Raw genomic sequence first — 19,894 nt, forward strand, 5'->3', positions numbered from 1 at the left:
TGATCCGATTTGTGCAAGGTTTTTATGACTGAAAACGCTTCTTCCGTGAGCGCCAATCCTGTGGCGCGCCAACAGCGCCGCAACAAAATGCTGCTGGGCCTGGCCGGTGTGACCGTGGTGGCTGCTGCCATTGCCGGTGGCTACTGGTGGCTGCATGCCTCCAACTTTGTCTCTACCGACAACGCCTACGCGGCGGTGGAGGTGGCACAGGTCACCCCCTCGGTGGGGGGCACGGTGCTGCAGGTGCTGGTGAAAGACACGCAAGCCGTACGGCAAGGCGATGTGCTGGTGCGTATTGATCCGACCGACGCCAAGCTCAGCCTGGCGCAGGCAGAGGCCGAGCTGGCCCGCGCAGTGCGCCGCGTGAAAGGCTATGTGGCCAATGACGGTGGCCTGAAAGCGCAGATTGCCGCCCGTGCGGCCGACCAAAAAAGCGCTGCCGCCAAGCTGACTGCAGCACAGGCTGACATGGCGCGCGCCACAGTCGATTTGCAGCGCCGTCAGGCTTTGGCGCAAAGCGGCTCGGTCTCGGGCGATGAGCTGACGCACGCACAAAACGCGTTCGCAGCGGCCCAGTCGCAACTGGCGGCTGCGCTGGCTGCACAGGCGCAGGCACTGGCCAACCACGAAGCCGCCATTGGAGCCAAGCAAGTGAACGCCACGCTGATTGAAGGCAGCACCGCCGAAGACAACCCTGAGGTATTGCTGGCGCTGGCCCGTCGTGACCAGGCCCAGGTTGATCTGGACCGCACCACCGTGCGCGCCCCGGTGGACGGTGTGGTTGCCAAGCGCAGCGTGCAGATTGGCCAGCGCGTGCAGGCCGGTACACCGCTGATGTCGGTGGTGCCGCTGCAGGACATGTATGTCGATGCCAACTTCAAGGAAGTGCAGCTGCCCAAGGTGCGCACCGGCCAGAGCGTGCAGCTGCATGCAGACCTGTACGGTAAAGATGTGACCTACACCGGAACGGTGGTGGGCTTTAGCGGTGGTTCCGGTGCCGCGTTTGCCGCCATTCCTGCGCAAAACGCAACCGGCAACTGGATCAAGGTGGTGCAGCGCCTGCCCGTGCGCATTCAGCTCAATGCGCAAGAGCTGGCAGAGCACCCTTTGCGGGTGGGGCTGTCGATGACGGCCACGGTTGACACCCGCAGCGGTCCCGCCGTGCAGTGAGCACCGCCATGAGTGACCGTAATAACGACGGGGCGATCACCATTGGTGGTCAGCCACTGACGGGCGGCATGCTGTGGCTGGCGGCCATTGTGCTGGCGGCCGCCAATTTTGTGGCCGTGCTGGACATGACGATTGCCAACGTCTCTGTGCCCAGCATTGCTGGCAACCTGGGCGCAACCACCAGCCAGGGCACCTGGGTGATTACCAGCTATGCCGTGGCCGAGGCCGTAACCGTGCCGCTGACCGGCTGGCTGGCCGCCCGCTTTGGTGCCGTGCGGGTGTTTGCCACGGCCATGGGCTTGTTTGGCGTGGCCTCACTGCTGTGCGGGCTGGCCAACTCTCTGGGCTTTCTGGTGTTTGCGCGCATCTTGCAAGGTTTTGCAGGCGGGCCATTGATGCCTTTGTCGCAAACGCTGCTGCTGCGCATTTTTCCACCACGCATGGCACCAGCCGCCGTGGGGCTGTGGGCCATGACCACGCTGATAGCTCCTGTGCTGGGCCCCATTGTGGGAGGCTGGATCTGCGACCAGTACAGCTGGCACTGGATCTTTCTGATCAACATCCCCGTGGCCATTGGCTGTGCGTTTGCTGCGTGGAACCTGCTCAAGCGCTATGAGCTGCCCAAGCTCAAGAATCCCATCGACACGGTGGGGCTGGTGCTGCTGTTTACCTGGGTGGGCGCGCTGCAGCTGATGCTGGACGAGGGCAAAAATCTGGACTGGTTTGCCTCCGGCACCATCGTGACGCTGGCGATTGTGGCCGTGGTGGGCTTTGTGGCCTTCCTGATCTGGGAGCTGCATGAAGAACACCCGGTGGTGGATTTGCGCGTGTTCCGGCACCGGGGCTTCAGCATGAGCGTGCTCACCATCAGTCTGGCGTTTGCTGCATTTTTTGCCGCCAACGTGCTCACGCCGCTGTGGCTGCAAAGCTTCATGGGTTACACGGCCACGCAGTCGGGCAAGGTCACTGCGTGGACCGGCCTGTTCGCGCTGATGGTGGCCCCCATGGCGGCAGGGCTGTCCGCCAAGGTGGACCCGCGCAAGCTGATCTTTGGCGGGGTGTTCTGGCTGGGTGTCATCACGATGTGGCGCACGGTGGCCACCACAGAGATGAGCTACTGGGACATCGCTATGCCGCTGATGCTGATGGGCTGGGGCTTGCCGTTCTTCTTTATCCCCACCACCGGCCTGGCTCTGGCCAGCGTGGAGCCGCACGAGATGGACAACGCTGCAGGCTTGATGAACTTCCTGCGCACGCTCTCGGGCGCAGCAGCGGTATCCATGGTCAATACCGAGTGGGAGAACGAAACCACGCGCCAGCACGCCGAGCTGGTCGGGCTGACCGATCGCTCTGGCGAGATGCTGCAAGGCTTGCAGCAATCTGGCCTGACGCCGCAGGCAGCCTTGCAGACGCTGGACCACCTGGTCACCAACCAGAGCGTGATGCTGGCCACCAACAACATCATGACGGTGATTGCCATCTGCTTTGTACTGGCGGCCAGCGTGATCTGGCTGGCCCCCAAGCCGCAGCGCGTGGTGGCACCGGGCGCGGGCGGGCATTGAGGCGCTGCAGCGCCGCCCTGACAACAAAGCCCGCAATTGCGGGCTTTGTTGTGTGTGGCTGCATGCAGCAGTAATGTGGTTTTTTAATTTGGTAGCTGTTAACGCTTGCTACATAAGGTTTTCAGATAGTTTTATATCTGAAAAGTCCATTTGGTAAGCGATGGCAGCTATGTTTTTGTCGTCAAGTGTTTATTGTTTGGCTGCCAGTGCCTTGGCAATCTTGTTGCGTGGCACGGTGGGCTTGGGCACCTTGAAGTCAAACCAGTTGCGCACGTCCTCTTCCACACCAATGCCGTGCATGTAGTTGTAGATGGCCTTTTTGAGCACAACGCCCAGCTTGTCGTGGTCTACGCCGGTGGCGTCAATGAACGGAATGTCATTGCGCGCAAATGTGGCCTTGGGCTGGGGTGGCAGGGTGACGCCGTAGTCCTGCGGGTTCTGGCCCACGGGCGAGTGCACGGTGCAGGCAAAACGGTGGAAAAAGCCGCTTTGAATGCAGCCGTTTTCAAACAGCTGGCGCACGTATTCCAGCGCGTCCACCGTGTCTTGCACGGTTTGCGTGGGAAAGCCATACATCAGATAGGCGTGCACCAGAATGCCGGCATCGGTCAGCGCCTTGGTTACACGCGCTACCTGCTCTACGCTCACGCCTTTTTTCATCAGCTCCAGCAAGCGGTCTGAGGCCACTTCCAGCCCGCCCGAGACGGCAATGCAGCCGCTGTCGGCCATCAGCTCGGCCAGCTCTGGCGTAAAGGTTTTTTCAAAACGGATATTGCCCCACCAGCTGATCTCGGTGCCCCGCTCGATCAGCTCTTTGGACAGCGCCTTCAGGGCCTTGGGCGGCGCAGCTTCATCCACAAAGTGAAAACCGGTCTGGCCGGTTTCGGCCACGATGGCGTCAATGCGGTTGGCCAGCTCGGCAGCGCTGGCACCTTCGTAGCGGCTGATGTAGTCCAGACTGACGTCGCAGAAACTGCACTTTTTCCAGTAACAGCCATGGGCAATGGTCAGCTTGTTCCAGCGGCCATCGCTCCACATGCGGTGCATGGGGTTGAGCATGTCCAGCAGCGACAGGTAGTCGTGCAGCGGCAGGCCGTCCCAAGTGGGCGTGCCCACTTCGGCAAAGGCAATGTCGGCTTCCATCATGTTGATGTATTTGACGCTGCCCGTCTCTGCATCGCGCACAAAGGTGCGCACCAGACGCGACTGGCCCCGCTCGCCTTGCAGGTGCTCCAGCAGCGCCAGCAGAGGGCGCTCGCCCGCATCCAGCGTGACAAAGTCAAAGTAGTCAAACACGCGTGGCTCGTTGAGCTCACGCAGTTCGGTGTTGACAAAGCCGCCACCCAAGATGAGCTTGATGTGCGGAAACTCGGCCTTGATGGTTTGCGCAATGCGAAACGCCGCGTAGACAGAACCGGGAAAGGGCGTGGACAGCAATACCACCGTAGGGCGGTGACGCCAGATGGCTTTGCGCGTGAGGTCAATCAAGGCCTCGTCCACCAGCGTGGGTGAGGCAGCCAGTGCGCTGGCCAGTGGGTCAAAAGTGGGCTGGTTGCCCGACAGCGACTCGGCGTAGCGCACAAATTCAAAGCGTGGGTCGGCCGCATCACGGATCACGTCGGCCAGATCGTTCAGATACAGCGTGGCGTAGTGCTTGGCGCGGTCTTGCTGGCCCAAGGCACCAAAGGCCCAGCCAATGGGGTCGCCCGAGCCATCGTCCATGTAATGCTCCAGCGCATCAAAGCGCGGGCCTTCAGGCAGCCAGCTGCGGCTGACGATGCGGTGGCTCACCGTGCTGTCTTTGCCCTGCAAAAACGCAATCACCCGGTTGATGGTGGCGGTGTAGCGGTCGCGCTGGCCCATGAAGCTTTGCACGGCGGGGCTGAACATGCGCTCGGGGTTCTCGTCGAACTGGGCTTGGACCAGATCGATGATGCGCTCCAGCCCCTCTTTGGACAGCAGCCTGAGCACCAGCGCCAGCGCCAGGTCCTCCTGCACCGCATTCACCTCGCGCGAGCGCAAAAAACCTGTGATGTAGGCGGTGGATGGGTAAGGCGTGTTGAGCTGCGTCATCGGCGGGATGAACGAGAGCACGCGAGGGGCAGTAGCAGTCATGAACAGTCAAGCAGGCCAGAAGCGCGGCAGTGCCGCAAAACCAAAACAAAAGCCCGGCTGGTCAGCAGGGCAAGGTGCTATTGTCGCTGGCTTGGCATAAAGCTGCCGGGGCGAGGTTTTGCGTGCTTTTGCAAAGCGTTGGTGGGCGGTGTCCTCAAGGTGCAGCGCTTTGGGCCGCAGCGTTCAGCCGCAGCGCATGGATGTGATCGCCAAAGAAGCTGCGGCGGATGGATAGCTCTGCAGGCACAGGGCCCTTGGGGAGCGTGTCAAAGTTATCTGCATTCACACAGAATTCAAAGAAAAGATAACGCATGTCGGGAATCTCGATCTGGTGCTTGCAAGAGCGCCCTGAGCCACGCTTTTTCTCCACGGTGGCCGAGCGTGTGACTTTGGCATGCACCAAGCTGGTATAGCCCAGTGGCAACGTGACGGCTACATTCAGCCACACCACGACCACAAAAAAAGCCATGCACAGCGGCGCCATGAGCAAGCGTTTGAAAGGCCCGTAAGTCAGCCAAGGGCCAGAAGGACGCCAGAGGTTCTTGCGGTACAAGGCCCTGAGCCAGATTGCGCTGACAGCGGTCAGCAGCAAAGAGATGCCCCACGCCATCTTTTGCCACTGCTGCGTAGGGACAAAACTGCGAAAAAAGATGGGCACCAAAGCGCCCAGCATCCATAGCATGAAGGTGCCGATGAGTATCTTCTGTGCGCCAGGGATGTCTTTTTTCCACAGCAAATTCATGGCGTTGGCTCTTTGTTAGCACGGGATTTAGGGGCGGATTCTAAGTTGAACGCACAAAAAAAGGGATGCCGTGGCATCCCCCTTTGCAAACAGCTCGCCCGTACGCTCAGGACGAGTGGTGCGAGGCTTCGTGCATGCGTGGATCTCGGCGCTCACGCTGTGGGCGTGGAGCGTTGGCCACGGGTTTGCGACCATCGCGGTAACGCATGGCCCAGCGCTCAATCGTATAGAAAGACAGGGCAGACAGCGCTGCAGAGATCACCAGTGCGCCGATGACGGTCACTGGCCAAGAATAGTCCGCGCGCAGAAAGCGCACCACAGGGTAGTGCCACAGATAAACACCGTAAGACAGTTTGCCCAGTTGCAGCAGCGTGGGGGCGGTGAGCATTTCATACACCAAGCCCTCGGGCTTTTGTACTGCCAGCAGCAATACGATGGCTGCGCACTCGACCACAGTGATGCCCCACAGCATGGCGTGTTGGTCGTCCCATTTCAGCTCCATGATCAGTGGCACAGCCAGTACCAGCCACATGGTATAGCCACGCAAGGACTGCAGGTACGCGATCCACTTGGGCTTTTCCACCATCAGCGCAGCCAGCAGTGCCCCGGCAATCAGGCCCGAGACGCGTGTGTCAAAGCGGAAGAAAATTTCATAGAACGCCTGCTCTTGGAACACCCAGAACACGCGCCACAGCGTGCTCAGCACCCACAGCCCCAGCAGCGGTGCCCATACGCGACCCGGTGAGGTCTTGCGCAGCAGCCATACCAGCAGTGGTGGCCAGATCAGGTAGAAATGCTCCTCGACCGAGAGCGACCACATGTGCAGCAATGTATCGGGGCTGTCAAAGAAGGCAATCCCGTAATCGGCCAGATAAAGCAGGGACACCAGCGCATCGGAGTAGATGTCATTGAGCTCAGGCCACAGGAATGGTGCAACGACACAATATGTGGCCAAAAACAATGCCAGTGCGGGCATCAGCCTAAAGAAGCGGCGGCGGTAAAAGCGCCAGTAATCCAGTCGCTCATTGGTGTGAAACTCTTGCAGCAAGAGCGAGGTAATCAAAAAGCCGCTGAGCACAAAAAACAGATCGACCCCAAAAAAAGCGCCGTCAAACAGGGGCGCGTGCGCATGCGACAAGACCACCAAAATGATGGCTACGCCGCGCAATCCATCCAGCGCAGGGTTGTAGCGCAGTTTGAATACTGACTCTGTCAAAACTAAACACCTTTCATTTGGCCCGGCCAGAGGAGACATGGCCGCGCTCGTTTTTGTTATTTCTTGCAATCAGGGAAAACCTTGCTGCGAAAGTATGAAGAAAACGCGGCAAGTGCTCCGTAACAAGGCTATTTTTTCTGTAATCAGGCGTTGAGCGGTGCGGCTCCCATTGCGAAAAACTGCGTGCGCAACCGGCGCATGGTTTGTTGCGTTGTTAGTCAATGAGACGATCTGTTTAAAAGCTTTATCTTGAAAGTGCATGCTTGCTTTTAACAAGGCTGATGGCATAAAAAAAGCCACCCTGAGGTGGCTGTTAAAGAAGGAAAACTTCGGGGTGTTTTTTAGTTGTCAGCCAGCTTTCGCTCTTTGACTACACGGCCCCACTGGTCATATTCTTTCTTGATGAAGGCTGCCAGCTCCTTGCGTGAAGTGGGCTGAGGTGTCAGGCCATGGTCGTTGAGGGCTTTTTTCACGCCTTCGTCGTTCAGGGCTTTGACGATTTCCACATTCCAGCGCTCCAAAATGGGCTCAGGGGTCTTGCTGGGCGCAACAAAGGCGTACCAGTTCAGGGCTTCAAAACCGGGGTAGCCCGCTTCAGCAACGGTCGGAATGTCGGGCATGTAGGCCGGGCGTGTCAGGCCTGTGGTGGCCAGCGGAATCAGCTTGCCGGTCTGCACGTGGGGCAGGGCGGTGGGGGGCGCTGCAAAGTAGCTGGTGACGCGCTCGCCCAGCAGGTCTTGCAAAGCCGGGGCGCCGCCCTTGTAGGGAACGTGCACCATTTCAACGCCAGCGCGCTGGTTGAACAGCTCACCTGCCAGGTGCGAGGCCGAGCCAGCACCGGTGGATGCGTAATCCACCTTGCCGGGAGATTTTTTGGCCAGCGCGACGAACTCCTGCAGATTCTTCACGCCTGCGCCTTTGTGTGCCACCAGTACGTTAGGGAAGTTCACGCCCCCGGACAGCGGGGCCAGATCCTTGAAAGGGTCGTAGTTCAGCTTCATCAGGTGCGGGGCAATCGCCAGCGGGCCGACGGAGCCAAACAAAATCACCGAGCCATCGGCCACCGCGTTGGCCACCTGCCCATGGGCAATGTTGCCGCCCGCACCGCCCTTGTTTTCCACCACCACCGACTGGCCAATGTTTTCTCCCAGCTTCTTGGCAATCAGCCGGGCTGCGGCGTCGGCAGCACCGCCTGGTGCAAAGCCGACCACCATGGTGACGGGCTTTTTGGGCGGAAAGTCCTGGGCCAGAACATGGCCTGTGAATGCCAGTGATGTCGCAGCCAGTGCGGCTGCCTGGATCAATGTGCGCTTTTTCATGGTGGGTCTCCTTGTGTTGTCTTATGAATATGAAAGTGGCAGAGGAAAGCAGGGGGGGAAAGCAAAGGGAAAACGGATGGCTAATCGGCCCCCAGTCCGATGGGGTTGGGCTGGCGCTTTTCGGTGGTGTGGCGCAGCAAGGCAGCGGTGCGAAATACCCCGTGAGCAAACTTGCCGTAGGGCAGCGTGACAAACAGGGCCATGACGGCACCCAGATGCAGGCACAGCAGCAGCGCCAGTGCCGGGGTTGCACGGCCCCACCACAGAGCAAGGCCGCTGGTGGCAACGAGAAACAGCAGGGCAATGAATCCCAGGTCCATGGGCTTTTGCTTTGCATCGCCGTGCATGGGGTGGCGGCTGCGGTTGAGCATCCACAAGCCCGCAGTGCCCAGCGTCAGCATCACACCTCCCACGCCACCCAAGAGCTTGGGCAGGCTGGGCAGGTCATAAGGGGCGGCCCAGCCGAACACGTAGTGGTAGAGCGTGGCCACCGAGGTGGCTGCAAAGCACATCATGAAGCCGTAGAACGTCAGGTGGTGGCAGCGGCGGCGGCGCAGCGTGTAGGCATCGTCTTCGTTGTGGCAGCCTTCACCGTGCCCGCCATCGAGGTACTTCAGGCGCAGCACATCGCTGGTGGCTTCAGTGGCTGCAGCGCTGCTGACATCGGCCCCGCTGGTGGCCGGCTTGATGTCTTTCCAGAAGCGGCGCACCCCCATGGACAGGGCAAACACAACAAACACAAAGACAGGTGCAAACATGCCCACCAGCAGGTTGTGCGGGAACAGGTTGTAGAAATTGGCGCCCAGATCAGCCCCCCACAGTGCGCTCAGGCCACCGCCTTGCAGTACCGCACCCAGCACCAGAAACAGTGTCAGGGCGGCGACCAGTGCCAGCGACAGCGTCAAGCCATTGCGCTTGTACAGCTGGCCCAGCGCGGGTGGCCAGGCGTAGTCGATATAGGTTTGGCCTCGCACTTGGGCCATGGCCTTGGGGATGTTGATGGCAAATTCATGCGGTGGTGCGTACTGGCAGGCATGCAAGCAGGCACCGCAGTTGTGGCACAGGTTGGCCAGGTAATTGACATCGGCCTTGAGAAACTCCAGTCGGCGCGTCATGGCCGGAAACACAGCGCAAAAACCTTCGCAATAACGGCAGGCGTTGCAAATCTGCATGGAGCGCGACACTTCATCTTCGGCGGCGGACATGGGCAGAATGGGGATGACTTTGCCGCCATAGCCTGCGGCCAAGGATTGCGCCTCTTGGCCCAGTGCTTGCAGGGATTCGATGCTCATGGCTTAAACCTCGTCTTTCACAGCGCCGTGTACGGCGTCTTTTCCAGCAGCAGCCAGCGCTGCATTGCGCCCGGCAATGCGGCCAAAGGCGGTGCCAATCGACATGCCAACACCGGCGGTGTAGCCCTTGCCCAGCACGTTGCCAGCCATCATCTCGCCCGCTACAAACAGGTTGGGGCTGGGCTGGTTGCTCCAGCGCACTGCGGCGGTGTCGTCCACCTTCAGGCCCAGATACGTAAACGTCACGCCGGGGCGCAGCGCGTAGCCGTAAAACGGCCCCGTATCAATCGGGCGTGCCCAGTGGGTTTTGGCCGGTGTCAGGGCCTGGGTGTGGCAATCGTCCAGTGCGGTGTGGTCAAACTTGCCGACTTTGCAGGCACTGTTGTAGGTATTGAGGGTGTGCATGAAGGTATCGACATGCAGCCCCAGTTTGTGGGCCAGCTCGGGCAGGCTGTCTGCCTTCACACCGGGAAACACGGGCGGCATGAAGCGGCCAATGGCTTTGCTGTCGATGATGGAATACGCAATCTGCCCCGGCTGCTGTGCCACCAGGCGCCCCCAGATGGCATAGCGCTTGGGCCAGAAATCTTCTCCCTCGTCGTAAAAACGCTGTGCATCCCGGTTGACCACCACGCCCAGCGAGACACAGTCAATGCGGGTGCAGATACCGCCGTCATACAGCGGGGCGCGGGCATCAATGGCCACCATGTGTGCCTGTGTAGGGTCGCCAATGCCATCGACCTGGTGATCGTCGAGCAGGTGTTTAAGGAGCACGCCCTTGTTGAACGCAGTGCCGCGGATGATGAAGTTGTCTGCCGACCATTCGCCGCGCTCGTTCTGGCCCCAGGCCTCGCGCAGCCACTCCCGGTTGGATTCAAACCCGCCGGCAGCCAGCACACAGCTTTTTGCGGTGATGCGCTGGCCGTTGACCCATGCGGCTTGAAAGACACCGTCTTCAATATCGAGGCGATCCACGGGCGATTCGTAGCGAATTTCAACGCCCAGTTTTTCAGCGCTGCGGTAGTAGGCATTGACCAGCGCCTTGCCACCGCCCATGAAGAACGCGTTGGTGCGTGCCACGTGCAAAGCACCAGACAGTGGTGGCTGAAAGTGCACGCCGTGCTTGCGCATCCAGCTGCGGCAGGTGGAGGAGGCGCGGATCACCATGCGGGCCAGATGCTCGCTGGTGATACCGCCTGTGACCTTGAGCAAGTCTTGCCAGTACTCTTCTTCGGGGTAGGCCTCTACCAGCACGTCCTGCGGTGCATCGTGCATGCAGCGCAGGTTGCGGGTGTGGGCGGAGTTGCCGCCGCGCCATTCGCGCGGTGCGGACTCCAGCAGCAGCACGCGCGCACCTGCTTCGCGCGCCATCAGCGCGGCACACAGGGCGGCATTGCCACCACCGATGACCAGAACATCGGTGTCCATGAATCTCTCTCCTTGCAGTCTCACTCGTGGGGAATGTGAACTCTAGGCAGAACGTTCAGGGTGAGGCAGGTGGCAAATGGAATGGGGGTATCAGTTTTCGTGATGACTCAGCGTGGCGCCTGCCCATGCGCCACTGCTGACCAGTTGCCTGGTGCAGTCCAGCAGCACCACCCGGGCAGCCAGCGCGGCGGGTGAGAGCTCGTCCTCTGACAGGCCGCACAGCATGGCGGGGCGGCGCACCTGTCCGTCAATGATTTCGGACCACTGAAACATTTCTTCAGCGGCGTGGTGCAGCTTGACGGCAGACCACGGCTGTACGGTGGCCCCCATGCCCGCCATGACGGCTTCCATCAGCAGGGGCAAACCATCAATTTCCAGTGCCATGTTCAAGGGAATGCCAGCGTGCGCAAACGCAGTGACGATGGAGTAGCGCAGCCCATGCGTGCCCGATGGCAGGATCAGCGGCACGCCCCGCAGCTGCGCCATGCTGGTGGTGGCTGTGTGCGGGCACACAGGGTGCTGCCTGGACTGAATGAGGTAGAGCTTTTCTTCCAGCAGCGGCAGCACGCTCCAGCGTCTTGCATTCTTGTCATCAAACAAGATGGCCAGATCTAGCTGGCGGGCATTGAGCAGGCTGGTCAGGTGCCCGGAGAGGGCAGACACCATGTGCAGGCGAACCTCGGGATAGCGCTCACGCATGGCTTTCATCAGTGGCAGCCCCAGCACCGATGCAATGGTGGGAGACAGGCCAATGCTCACCGCGCCGGACAGCCGTGCTTGCTGCGCAGCCCGAATGGCCTGCTCGGCATGGCGCAGTGTGAGCTGTGCTTCGTGAAAGAAGGCAATGCCCGCTTCGGTCGGAACCGTGCCTTTGCTGGTGCGTTGCAGCAAGCGGGTGCTCAGCTCACCTTCCAGGCGGCTGATTTGCTGACTGAGTGCGGATTGCACCAGGTTCAGATCCAGTGCTGCACGGCTCATGGAACCGAGTTCTACAACGCGTACAAAGTAGCGCAACTGACGCAGTTCCATAGTCTGTCTGGGGTTTGAGTGGGGAATGTGGCACCGGTGTGCAAAGCTTGGATTACACAGCGGTGAACATAGTCTGTTCTTGCAGTGCTGTGCATGTGAGTAACGCGTATGACTTGGCGAATTTTCCACATCGCAAGGTTTTTGATGGCTGCAATGCTTCCATCTCAAAGGGCTAGGCAGGATACCTGCCGCTGCACGTGCACCAGCTGGTGCAATGGCCAATGGTGAAAAAGTTTTACCCCTAGGGGGCCGCATGCAGCATGCGCTGTTGCTGCCAAAGGTCGGTATACTTTGAGCAGCTCCGGGGTGTGCGAAAGCGCTGAGATGCAAAAAGAGATTGAAAAATCTCTGATTTGCGAACCCGACGAACTTGATCCGGTTCATACCGGCGTAAGAAGAGCGGGACCCTGACGCAGGGCCAGTGAATGACAGCTTGATGGCATCTCCATGTCCTTGGTCGTGATTCATGCGGCACAGCACACCCCAGGCGCCTCGCGCACTGGGGTTTGTCTTTTATGGACTGACCTCATGGCGCGTCAGCCATGGCCGGAATCAGCAGATTCTGGTTGGTAAAGACGATACCGAACCCTTGGTATCTCTTGCTTCACCAAGGTGCACCGTGGTCTGTGATGGATGCAGTCCATCGCAAGCTACGGCCAGATCAGAGCCACGCATTCCTCGGAGCGCTTTATCCCCGCTTTGGCCTTTGAGGAGACCGCGATGAACGCACCCGATTCCATCTTTACCCCCGCTGCTGGCAATGCACCAGATGCCACTCGTTTTGCACAGCTGCTGGCCCAGTCGCGGCAGCCTTTTCCTGCATCCACCAAAAGCTATCTGAGCGGCGCATTGCTCCCTGAGCTGCGCGTGCCGGTGCGTGATATTGCACTGACTAACGGTGAGCAGGTCAGTGTCTATGACACATCCGGCCCTTACACCGATCCTCAGGCGCAGATCGACGTGCGCCAAGGGCTGGCCAGCGTGCGCGGTGCATGGATTGAGGCGCGGGGCGACAGCGAGTTCTACGTGGGGCGCCCGCGCATGGCGCTCGATGATGGTGGCAAGCGCGGGGAAGAAGACAACCGCGTTGCGCAGCTGCGCGCAGAAGCCGCCGCACTGCAGCGCCAGCCGCGCCGCGCTAAATCTGGCCAGAACGTGACCCAGATGCACTACGCCAAGCGCGGCATCATCACGCCTGAGATGGAATATGTGGCGCTGCGTGAAAACGGTCGCCGCGAGTGGATGCAGCAATACCAGCAAGACACCGCACGTGAAGCGCGTCTGGCCGGTAACAGTCTGGGCGCCTCCATTCCGAAAATCATCACCCCTGAGTTTGTGCGTGACGAAGTGGCCCGTGGCCGCGCCATCATTCCGGCAAACATCAACCACCCCGAAATTGAACCCATGGCGATTGGCCGCAATTTCAAGGTCAAGATCAACGCCAACATCGGCAACTCTGCCGTGACGTCCAGCATCGAAGAAGAAGTGGAAAAGCTGGTCTGGGCCATTCGCTGGGGTGCGGACAACGTGATGGATCTGTCCACCGGCAAGAACATTCACACCACGCGTGACTGGATCGTGCGCAACTCGCCTGTGCCAATTGGCACGGTGCCGATTTACCAGGCACTGGAAAAGGTGGGCGGCATTGCCGAAGACCTGACCTGGCCTATCTTTCGCGACACACTGATTGAGCAGGCCGAGCAGGGGGTGGACTATTTCACCATCCACGCGGGTGTGCGTCTGGCCTATATCCACCTCACGGCGCAGCGCCGCACGGGCATTGTCTCGCGTGGCGGCTCCATCATGGCCAAGTGGTGCATGGCACACCACCGCGAGAGCTTCCTGTACGAGCACTTTGAAGACATCTGCGACATCATGAAGCAGTACGACGTGAGCTTCTCGCTGGGCGATGGTCTGCGTCCCGGCTGCGCATCTGATGCCAACGATGAAGCACAGTTTGCTGAACTGGCTACGCTGGGCGAGCTGACGCAAGTGGCCTGGAAGCACGATGTGCAAACCATGATCGAAGGCCCCGGGCATGTGCCTTTGCACATGATTCAGGCCAACATGACCGAGCAGCTCAAAACTTGCCACGAAGCGCCGTTTTACACACTGGGCCCGCTGACCATCGACATTGCTCCCGGTTACGACCACATTGCATCGGCTATTGGCGCGGCCATGATTGGCTGGATGGGAACGGCCATGCTGTGCTACGTAACGCCCAAGGAGCATCTGGGCCTGCCCGATCGTGATGACGTCAAGCAAGGCATCATTGCGTACAAGATTGCGGCGCACGCCGCTGATGTGGCCAAGGGCCATCCGGGTGCACGTTCACGCGATGATGCACTGAGCCAGGCGCGCTTTGACTTCCGCTGGGAAGATCAGTTCAACCTGGGCCTGGACCCTGACACGGCCCGTGCCTTTCACGACGAAACCCTGCCCAAGGACAGCGCCAAAGTGGCTCACTTTTGTTCTATGTGCGGCCCCAAATTCTGCTCCATGAAAATCACGCAGGAAGTGCGTGAATTCGCAGCCGCCAAGGGGCTGGCTGAGGGACAGGGCATTGCAGCTGGCATGCAGGCCAAAGCAGAAGAATTTAACCGCACGGGTGGGCAGCTCTACATTCCATTGACCAAAGTGCAGGCATAAGCCGCATGTAGCGGATGGCTGACCCAGGCGGCTGGGCATCCGCTTTGAAAGCACTGAGACATCCACGAAGCGCGACTGAAATGGCTGCTGCCATCAGCAATGCGCGCTTCGTGGATCTCGGTGCTTTTGCAGCTCTGAGAAGGCGTTTTTTTAGGACTTAGAGACTGGCGCTGATGGCTTGGGCGAGCGCCAGCAAGTCGCGGTCAGCACCTCGCTTGCCAACGACCATCAGGCCCACTGGCAACTCGCCTTGAGAGCGGGGCAATGGGATAGAAGCTGCAGGCAGGTCGTAGAAGTTGAAGACGGACGGGTTGCGCAGAACCAGCATGTTGGTGCGGTTGAACTCTGCCGCGTCGTCCAGGCTTTGGATCGTCGGAGCAACGACTGGAACTGTTGGCAGCAGCAGTACATCGAAGTCTGCGATGGCTGCATCGAGCTGCGGCTGCAACTTGGCACGCGCTTGCTGCACGGAAACGTAGTGTGAAGCTGCAACCGTTTGCCCACGGGTAATACGTGCTTTGACCAGCTCGTCCAGCTGATCGTCTGTGCCATTGGCAAACAGCTCCTGGTGGATCTGAGCCGCCTCACAGGCAATCAAGGTGCCGTTTTCCTGGAGCTTGAATGGCGCGCCAAGCAGGTGGTCCAGATCCGCGTCCACGGCTTTGATGCCGCTGGCTGTCAACTGCCCCAACGCTGATTCAAACGCTTTGAGCACTTGCTCATCCGCATGCGTAAAGAGCAGGCCACGAGGGATGCCTACACGCAGGCCATCAACGCTTCGCACAATCAATGGCTCCCATTTCTGGCCAGCCAGTACGGCATCGGTCTTGGCGCAGTCAAGCACATCATTGGCCAATGGGCCAACGGTGTCCAGCGAGTACGACAGGGGCAATGCCCCTTCGCGTGTCACCCGCGCCTGCGTGGGCTTGAAGCCGGTGACGCCGTTCAGCGCTGAGGGAATGCGGATGGAGCCTCCGGTGTCGGAGCCAATGGCAATCTCGCACATGCCGCGTGCCACAGCAACACCCGCACCAGAAGACGAGCCTCCGGGGATGCGGCTTGCATCCTTGGCATTGCCAGGCGTGCCGTAGTGCGGATTGATGCCGATGCCCGAGAAGGCGAACTCGGTCATGTTGGTTTTGCCAATGATCACAGCGCCTGCACAGCGCAGGCGCTGCACGATGACCGCGTCTTGCTGGGCCGGTGGCGCTGTACGCAGCACCTTGGAGCCAGCGGTAGTGGGCTCGCCAGATACATCAAACAGGTCTTTGATCGATACGATACGGCCATCGATAGGGCTCAAAGAGATGCCAGCTGCGGCCCGGGCGTCGGCTGCTGCAGCCTCTGCCCTTGCGGATGCGGTGTAAACCTTGACGAAGATGCGAGCACCTTCATCACCAGCAGCGGCAATGGCTTGCAGCGCTGCTTCGGTTCGTTGAACACAATGTTTGGACATGGCTGCAATCTTTATCAGGCAACTTCGGGAAGGATTTCAATTTCGTAGCGGTGGTGCAGCGAACGGTTTAACACCGGATCGTGCAGCTCCATCTCGAACACTGTCGATGGGCGAATGCCACCGATAGCGCCAACGGTGCCACAGGTCATCACAGTGCCTTGCGCAAATGTACCGTCGTAGCCGCTGATCAGATCGCGCGGTGTGCGCAGGGTAGACATGGGGCCATCCTGGTACTGCTTGCGCTCACCATTTTCAGTGATCCACGAGCGCAGGATCAGGGAGTCGATGTGCTCTTCCACATCAGCGTACAGCCAAGCGTCTTTGGCCGCTGGCTTGGCGCACACCTGTTTGGACAAGGCCACGCTGTAAGCCTCCAGCTTGCGGTCTGTATGGTCAGAGGCAATGCTCAGGCACAGCTGACCTTCGGCTTCAAACACCAGTGCTTCGATTTCACCGGATGAGTGCGGGCCCACGACCTGCACCACAGGCTCTTGCGTGAACTGGTTTGCACCAATGCGGTAGTACAGGGGAACGCTGGTTGGGCGCGGCACGCCAATGGCGGCCAGCTCTTCGATGTGGTGCTCAATGGCGGCAATGTCACGGCCAGCCCAGCCCGCAACGATCAGGTGGTTCAGTTCAACTTCCACGGCACGGGTCTGCCCTTTGGATTCGATGTTGAAGGTAGCTTGCATTTGTATTTCCAATGATTTCAAAAACAGTTAGCCGAAGGTGGTGGGCATCCACATGGCAATGGCCGGGAAGAGGGCCAGCAGCAGCAGCATCACGAACATGGCTGCGACAAAGGGCAGTGAACCCACTATCACATCGTTCATGGAGCCAGACTTGCGCAAGCTCTGCACGACGAAGAGGTTCATGCCCACAGGCGGGGTGATCAAGGCGGCTTCAACCAAAATGATGATCATGATTCCAAGCCATACGGGGTCGTAGCCCAGACCGATCATCACGGGGGCCACGATGGGGATCGTGGTGATCATCATGGACAGCGTTTCCATGAAGCAGCCCAGCACCAGATAGAAGACCACCAGGACCAGCAACATCCAGCCTGCAGACAGACCCAGGCCACCGATGAAGTCAGTAATCGCATTGGTCAAACCCGTTGCCGACATCACGAAGTTCAAGAAGGCCGCGGCGATCACGATCAGCATGATCATTGCGGTGGACTTCATGGTGCCTTCGACAGCTTCGCGCAGCATATTCAAAGACAGGCGGCGGTAGAACGCCGCCAGCACCAGCGCACCGAACACGCCCAGCGCAGCAGCCTCTGTAGGGGTTGCCAGACCTGCGTAGATCGATCCCACCACCAAAAAGAAGATGCCCAGCGGAGGCAGCAGGTTCACCAAGCTGCGAAAACGCTCACCCCAGCTGGCGTGGATCTTCTTGCCACCCCATTGAGGCTTGAGAACGCAGGCGATGATGATCGTCAGGATGAACAGCCCCGCCAGCATGAAGCCGGGGATGATGCCGGCCAGATACAGCTTGGGCACGGAAGAGTTCGTGAGAACGCCGTACAGCACCAGGTTGATCGACGGCGGAATCAAGATGCCCAAGGTGCCACCAGCAGCCAGGCTGCCCAGAAACAGGGATTCCTTGTAGCCGTGCTTCTTGATCTGTGGAATAGCCACAGTGCCTACGGTGGCAGAAGTGGCCACGCTGGAGCCGGAAGTGGCCGAGAACAGCGTGGACGCGCCGATGTTGGCGTGCATCAAGCCTCCGGGCAGCCACGACAGCCACAGGCTCATGGACTGGTACATCTTCTCTGCCAGGCCGGCGCGCAGCAGCACCTCGCCCAGCAAGATGAACAAAGGAATGGCGACCAGCAGGAACTCGTTGTTGGAGTTCCATGAGATCTCACCAAGTGCTCGCGTCAGCGGAAGCTCAGAAAACATGGGGTCCAGGGTCAGGCCCAGAACGCCAAGGGCGGCGCCAACCGGGATACTCAACCCGATAAGCACCAGCAAAATGGTCATTGCGGTTGCAATCATGCTTTCACCTGCTCTCTCTCGGACTGGATCAAACGCTCGCCGTTGGCGGCCTCTTCTTGCGCTTCTTCTTGGGCGGAGCGAACACCGCACAACAGCTGCAATGCACCGATGTCACCAGTCACCAGCAGGTAAGACGATCGGGCAAGCATCAAGGTCATCACGATGCACATCCAGGCCAGACCGATGAACCACATGCCCTGTGGAATCCAAAGCGGCGTTGCCATGGTGGAGTTGGCTGTGGAGCTTTGTATCCATGAAGCGGCCAGCACGTCCCAGGCGTAGTAGGTCAGAAAGACCATGAAAACGCCCAGAGCCACGACAGAAAGCCAGTCCAGAAACGCAGCCAGCTTGACGGGCAGTTTCTGGTAGAGCACGTCCACACGCACATTGGCGCGCTGGAGGGTGGCAAAGGCCAGTGCCCAGCTGGTGCTGATGGCAAAAGCAAAGCTTGAAAGTTCATCGGCACCACCGGTGGTGAAGTTCCAGAACTTGCGGGCGACAACGTCAAAGCAGATAAGCAAGACGCTGGCGATGAGAAGGGATCCTGCTGCCCAGACCGCGTACTGTGAGAGTACGTTGGCCAAGCGAAGCGGAGCCCACTGTTTTTGTGCAGCTAAGTTCATGACTCGTCCCTTTAAAGCTTGGCGGACGAATCCGCCAATTTCATGCTGTTTAAAGAAAAATTACTTCTTTGCTGTCAGGCCCACGACCTTGCCGATCGTTGCGTTGAAATCACCCACGCATTGCGCGTTGCAGCGAGCAGCCCACTTGGTCAGAACCTTCTCTTCAAAGATCTGCTTCAGCGCGGCCTTGTCAGCTGCGGTCGGCTGGACCAGAACCATCTTGCCCTTCACGGCTTCCTTGCAAGCAGCTGCGCCTGTGTTGCAGTCGTAGCCCTCCTGGGTCTGTTTTGCCGCGCCAGCCCAGATGTCATTGACCAGGGTTTTGTACTTGTCCGCGATCAGCGCCTGAACACCGGGGTTGAGCTTGTCCCAGGATTTCTTGTTCACTGCGTGAATCTGCTGGTTCCAGTTGATGGGCAGTGCGTACAGGTGGGTGGAGACCTCGTACCACTTGGCGGAGTAGCCAGACAGCGAGCCAGTGATCGCGCAGTCCACCACCTTGTTTTGCAGCGCAGGCACTACCTCGCCGAAAGCCATGGTCACGCTGTGACCGCCCAGAGCCTCCACAAACTCAGCCTGAGTGCGGCTGGAAGTGCGCACCTTCTTGCCCTTCAGGGAAGACAGATCCTTGATGTCGGCGTTACAGAACAGCACCTGTGCGGGGTAGGTGGACATGCCCAGCACCTTGATGCCCTGGTTGCCATAGAACTTTTCGTAGGCAGGCTGGAATGCATCTGTCACTGCGCGCGCGGTCTTTACATCGGTGGCCAGACCTGCGAGGTCGATGGCCTCATTGATGGGGTTGTCGGCTGCGAAGTAGGCCAGCGTTGAAGTGCCAAACTCGATCACGCCGGAGCTCATCAAGCGAATGACTTCAGGCCCCTTCAGGCCCATGTCATTGAAACCCTTGATGTCGGCAGTTACCTTGCCGCCCGAGGCATCGGGGATGGTCTTGGTCCAGAAAGGCTTCTCAAAATCGTTGTACAGAGTCAGATTGCTCAGAGCCCCAACGACTTTCACCTTGGTTGCAGGCAGATCAGCTGACTGTGCTGCAGGAGTGAAAGATGCAATGGCAAACGCAAAAACAGAGAGAGCACGTTTCATGATGATGTCCTTTCAGAAAGCCTGAGGCCAGGATGAGCACAAATGGTGCGGTGATGCACCAATCTGCAATTACTGTGAAATTTCACTGCAACTTTAGAAGAAGAACTCTTTTAGTTGTAAGAGGGTTTTCCCTTCTTTCTGAAATTGTTGTGAAATTTCACAATAGCGACAATCCTGCTAAAGCGA

At 59.2% G+C, this 19,894-nt stretch carries 15 protein-coding genes and 1 riboswitch; of the genes, 3 read left to right on the forward strand and 12 right to left on the reverse strand.

All coding sequences use genetic code 11. The features are described from left to right. Nucleotides 1-24 precede the first annotated feature (24 nt). Both H9646_RS11550 and H9646_RS11555 read left to right on the forward strand, forming a co-directional pair. Complete coding sequence (locus H9646_RS11550; protein ID WP_191723512.1) at nucleotides 25-1,170, forward strand: HlyD family secretion protein; 1,146 nt, start codon at nucleotides 25-27, stop codon at nucleotides 1,168-1,170. A gap of 8 nt (nucleotides 1,171-1,178) precedes the next feature. Beyond that, on the forward strand, nucleotides 1,179-2,732 hold the full coding sequence (locus tag H9646_RS11555) for a DHA2 family efflux MFS transporter permease subunit (protein ID WP_191723513.1): 1,554 nt from the start codon (nucleotides 1,179-1,181) through the stop codon (nucleotides 2,730-2,732). Nucleotides 2,733-2,921: 189 nt separating this feature from the next. Here H9646_RS11555 and H9646_RS11560 read toward each other — a convergent pair whose 3' ends face one another. The 7 genes from H9646_RS11560 to H9646_RS11590 all read right to left on the reverse strand — a co-directional run bounded on the left by H9646_RS11560 (nucleotide 2,922) and on the right by H9646_RS11590 (nucleotide 11,873). After that, nucleotides 2,922-4,847, reverse strand: a complete 1,926-nt coding sequence (locus H9646_RS11560; protein WP_191723514.1) for a B12-binding domain-containing radical SAM protein — start codon at nucleotides 4,845-4,847, stop codon at nucleotides 2,922-2,924. Between the two features lie 154 nt (nucleotides 4,848-5,001). Beyond that, the gene (locus H9646_RS11565; protein ID WP_191723515.1) at nucleotides 5,002-5,589 is read right to left on the reverse strand and encodes a hypothetical protein; all 588 of its coding nucleotides are present in this window, start codon (nucleotides 5,587-5,589) and stop codon (nucleotides 5,002-5,004) included. A 106-nt stretch (nucleotides 5,590-5,695) separates the two neighbouring features. Further along, nucleotides 5,696-6,805 carry an acyltransferase family protein gene (locus H9646_RS11570; protein ID WP_225214146.1) on the reverse strand — a complete coding sequence of 370 codons (1,110 nt, stop codon included), beginning with the start codon at nucleotides 6,803-6,805 and terminating at the stop codon, nucleotides 5,696-5,698. A 341-nt stretch (nucleotides 6,806-7,146) separates the two neighbouring features. Further along, complete coding sequence (locus H9646_RS11575) at nucleotides 7,147-8,124, reverse strand: Bug family tripartite tricarboxylate transporter substrate binding protein (RefSeq protein WP_191723517.1); 978 nt, start codon at nucleotides 8,122-8,124, stop codon at nucleotides 7,147-7,149. A gap of 80 nt (nucleotides 8,125-8,204) precedes the next feature. Then, nucleotides 8,205-9,416 carry a tricarballylate utilization 4Fe-4S protein TcuB gene (gene tcuB / locus H9646_RS11580; RefSeq protein ID WP_191723518.1) on the reverse strand — a complete coding sequence of 404 codons (1,212 nt, stop codon included), beginning with the start codon at nucleotides 9,414-9,416 and terminating at the stop codon, nucleotides 8,205-8,207. A 3-nt stretch (nucleotides 9,417-9,419) separates the two neighbouring features. Further along, nucleotides 9,420-10,844 (reverse strand): FAD-dependent tricarballylate dehydrogenase TcuA, encoded by a 1,425-nt coding sequence (gene tcuA, locus H9646_RS11585; RefSeq protein ID WP_191723519.1) that lies wholly within the window; start codon nucleotides 10,842-10,844, stop codon nucleotides 9,420-9,422. A gap of 90 nt (nucleotides 10,845-10,934) precedes the next feature. Continuing rightward, nucleotides 10,935-11,873, reverse strand: coding sequence for a LysR family transcriptional regulator (locus tag H9646_RS11590; RefSeq protein WP_191723520.1), 939 nt, complete (start codon nucleotides 11,871-11,873; stop codon nucleotides 10,935-10,937). A 292-nt stretch (nucleotides 11,874-12,165) separates the two neighbouring features. After that, nucleotides 12,166-12,287, forward strand: a riboswitch (TPP riboswitch). A gap of 306 nt (nucleotides 12,288-12,593) precedes the next feature. Here H9646_RS11590 and thiC point away from each other — a divergent pair. Continuing rightward, a complete protein-coding gene (thiC, locus tag H9646_RS11595; RefSeq protein WP_191723521.1) occupies nucleotides 12,594-14,522 on the forward strand; it encodes a phosphomethylpyrimidine synthase ThiC in 1,929 nt (642 codons plus the stop codon). Nucleotides 14,523-14,679: 157 nt separating this feature from the next. Here thiC and H9646_RS11600 read toward each other — a convergent pair whose 3' ends face one another. From H9646_RS11600 to H9646_RS11620, 5 genes are read right to left on the reverse strand one after another with little or no spacing between them, the layout of a single operon-like run. Further along, nucleotides 14,680-15,978, reverse strand: coding sequence for an amidase (locus H9646_RS11600; protein WP_191723522.1), 1,299 nt, complete (start codon nucleotides 15,976-15,978; stop codon nucleotides 14,680-14,682). A gap of 14 nt (nucleotides 15,979-15,992) precedes the next feature. Next, the gene (locus H9646_RS11605) at nucleotides 15,993-16,670 is read right to left on the reverse strand and encodes a DUF2848 domain-containing protein (protein WP_191723523.1); all 678 of its coding nucleotides are present in this window, start codon (nucleotides 16,668-16,670) and stop codon (nucleotides 15,993-15,995) included. A 27-nt stretch (nucleotides 16,671-16,697) separates the two neighbouring features. Beyond that, the gene (locus H9646_RS11610; protein ID WP_191723524.1) at nucleotides 16,698-17,981 is read right to left on the reverse strand and encodes a TRAP transporter large permease; all 1,284 of its coding nucleotides are present in this window, start codon (nucleotides 17,979-17,981) and stop codon (nucleotides 16,698-16,700) included. Beyond that, nucleotides 17,978-18,604 carry a TRAP transporter small permease subunit gene (locus H9646_RS11615; protein WP_191723525.1) on the reverse strand — a complete coding sequence of 209 codons (627 nt, stop codon included), beginning with the start codon at nucleotides 18,602-18,604 and terminating at the stop codon, nucleotides 17,978-17,980. The genes H9646_RS11610 and H9646_RS11615 overlap by 4 nt, the downstream gene beginning before the upstream one ends. A 60-nt stretch (nucleotides 18,605-18,664) precedes the next feature. Continuing rightward, the gene (locus H9646_RS11620) at nucleotides 18,665-19,708 is read right to left on the reverse strand and encodes a TRAP transporter substrate-binding protein (protein WP_191723526.1); all 1,044 of its coding nucleotides are present in this window, start codon (nucleotides 19,706-19,708) and stop codon (nucleotides 18,665-18,667) included. Nucleotides 19,709-19,894: the final 186 nt, after the last annotated feature.

Source organism: Comamonas avium, assembly GCF_014836675.1.
In the GTDB taxonomy this organism is placed as follows: Bacteria; Pseudomonadota; Gammaproteobacteria; order Burkholderiales; family Burkholderiaceae_C; genus Comamonas; species Comamonas avium.

What these genes read in the sequence shown, in the direction of transcription:
- H9646_RS11550 (WP_191723512.1), top strand. Translation starts at nt 25, where the DNA reads ATGACTGAAAACGCTTCTTCCGTGAGCGCCAATCCTGTGGCGCGCCAA.
- H9646_RS11555 (WP_191723513.1), top strand. Translation starts at nt 1,179, where the DNA reads ATGAGTGACCGTAATAACGACGGGGCGATCACCATTGGTGGTCAGCCA.
- H9646_RS11560 (WP_191723514.1), bottom strand. Translation starts at nt 4,847, where the DNA reads ATGACTGCTACTGCCCCTCGCGTGCTCTCGTTCATCCCGCCGATGACG.
- H9646_RS11565 (WP_191723515.1), bottom strand. Translation starts at nt 5,589, where the DNA reads ATGAATTTGCTGTGGAAAAAAGACATCCCTGGCGCACAGAAGATACTC.
- H9646_RS11575 (WP_191723517.1), bottom strand. Translation starts at nt 8,124, where the DNA reads ATGAAAAAGCGCACATTGATCCAGGCAGCCGCACTGGCTGCGACATCA.
- tcuB (WP_191723518.1), bottom strand. Translation starts at nt 9,416, where the DNA reads ATGAGCATCGAATCCCTGCAAGCACTGGGCCAAGAGGCGCAATCCTTG.
- tcuA (WP_191723519.1), bottom strand. Translation starts at nt 10,844, where the DNA reads ATGGACACCGATGTTCTGGTCATCGGTGGTGGCAATGCCGCCCTGTGT.
- H9646_RS11590 (WP_191723520.1), bottom strand. Translation starts at nt 11,873, where the DNA reads ATGGAACTGCGTCAGTTGCGCTACTTTGTACGCGTTGTAGAACTCGGT.
- thiC (WP_191723521.1), top strand. Translation starts at nt 12,594, where the DNA reads ATGAACGCACCCGATTCCATCTTTACCCCCGCTGCTGGCAATGCACCA.
- H9646_RS11600 (WP_191723522.1), bottom strand. Translation starts at nt 15,978, where the DNA reads ATGTCCAAACATTGTGTTCAACGAACCGAAGCAGCGCTGCAAGCCATT.
- H9646_RS11605 (WP_191723523.1), bottom strand. Translation starts at nt 16,670, where the DNA reads ATGCAAGCTACCTTCAACATCGAATCCAAAGGGCAGACCCGTGCCGTG.
- H9646_RS11610 (WP_191723524.1), bottom strand. Translation starts at nt 17,981, where the DNA reads ATGATTGCAACCGCAATGACCATTTTGCTGGTGCTTATCGGGTTGAGT.
- H9646_RS11615 (WP_191723525.1), bottom strand. Translation starts at nt 18,604, where the DNA reads ATGAACTTAGCTGCACAAAAACAGTGGGCTCCGCTTCGCTTGGCCAAC.
- H9646_RS11620 (WP_191723526.1), bottom strand. Translation starts at nt 19,708, where the DNA reads ATGAAACGTGCTCTCTCTGTTTTTGCGTTTGCCATTGCATCTTTCACT.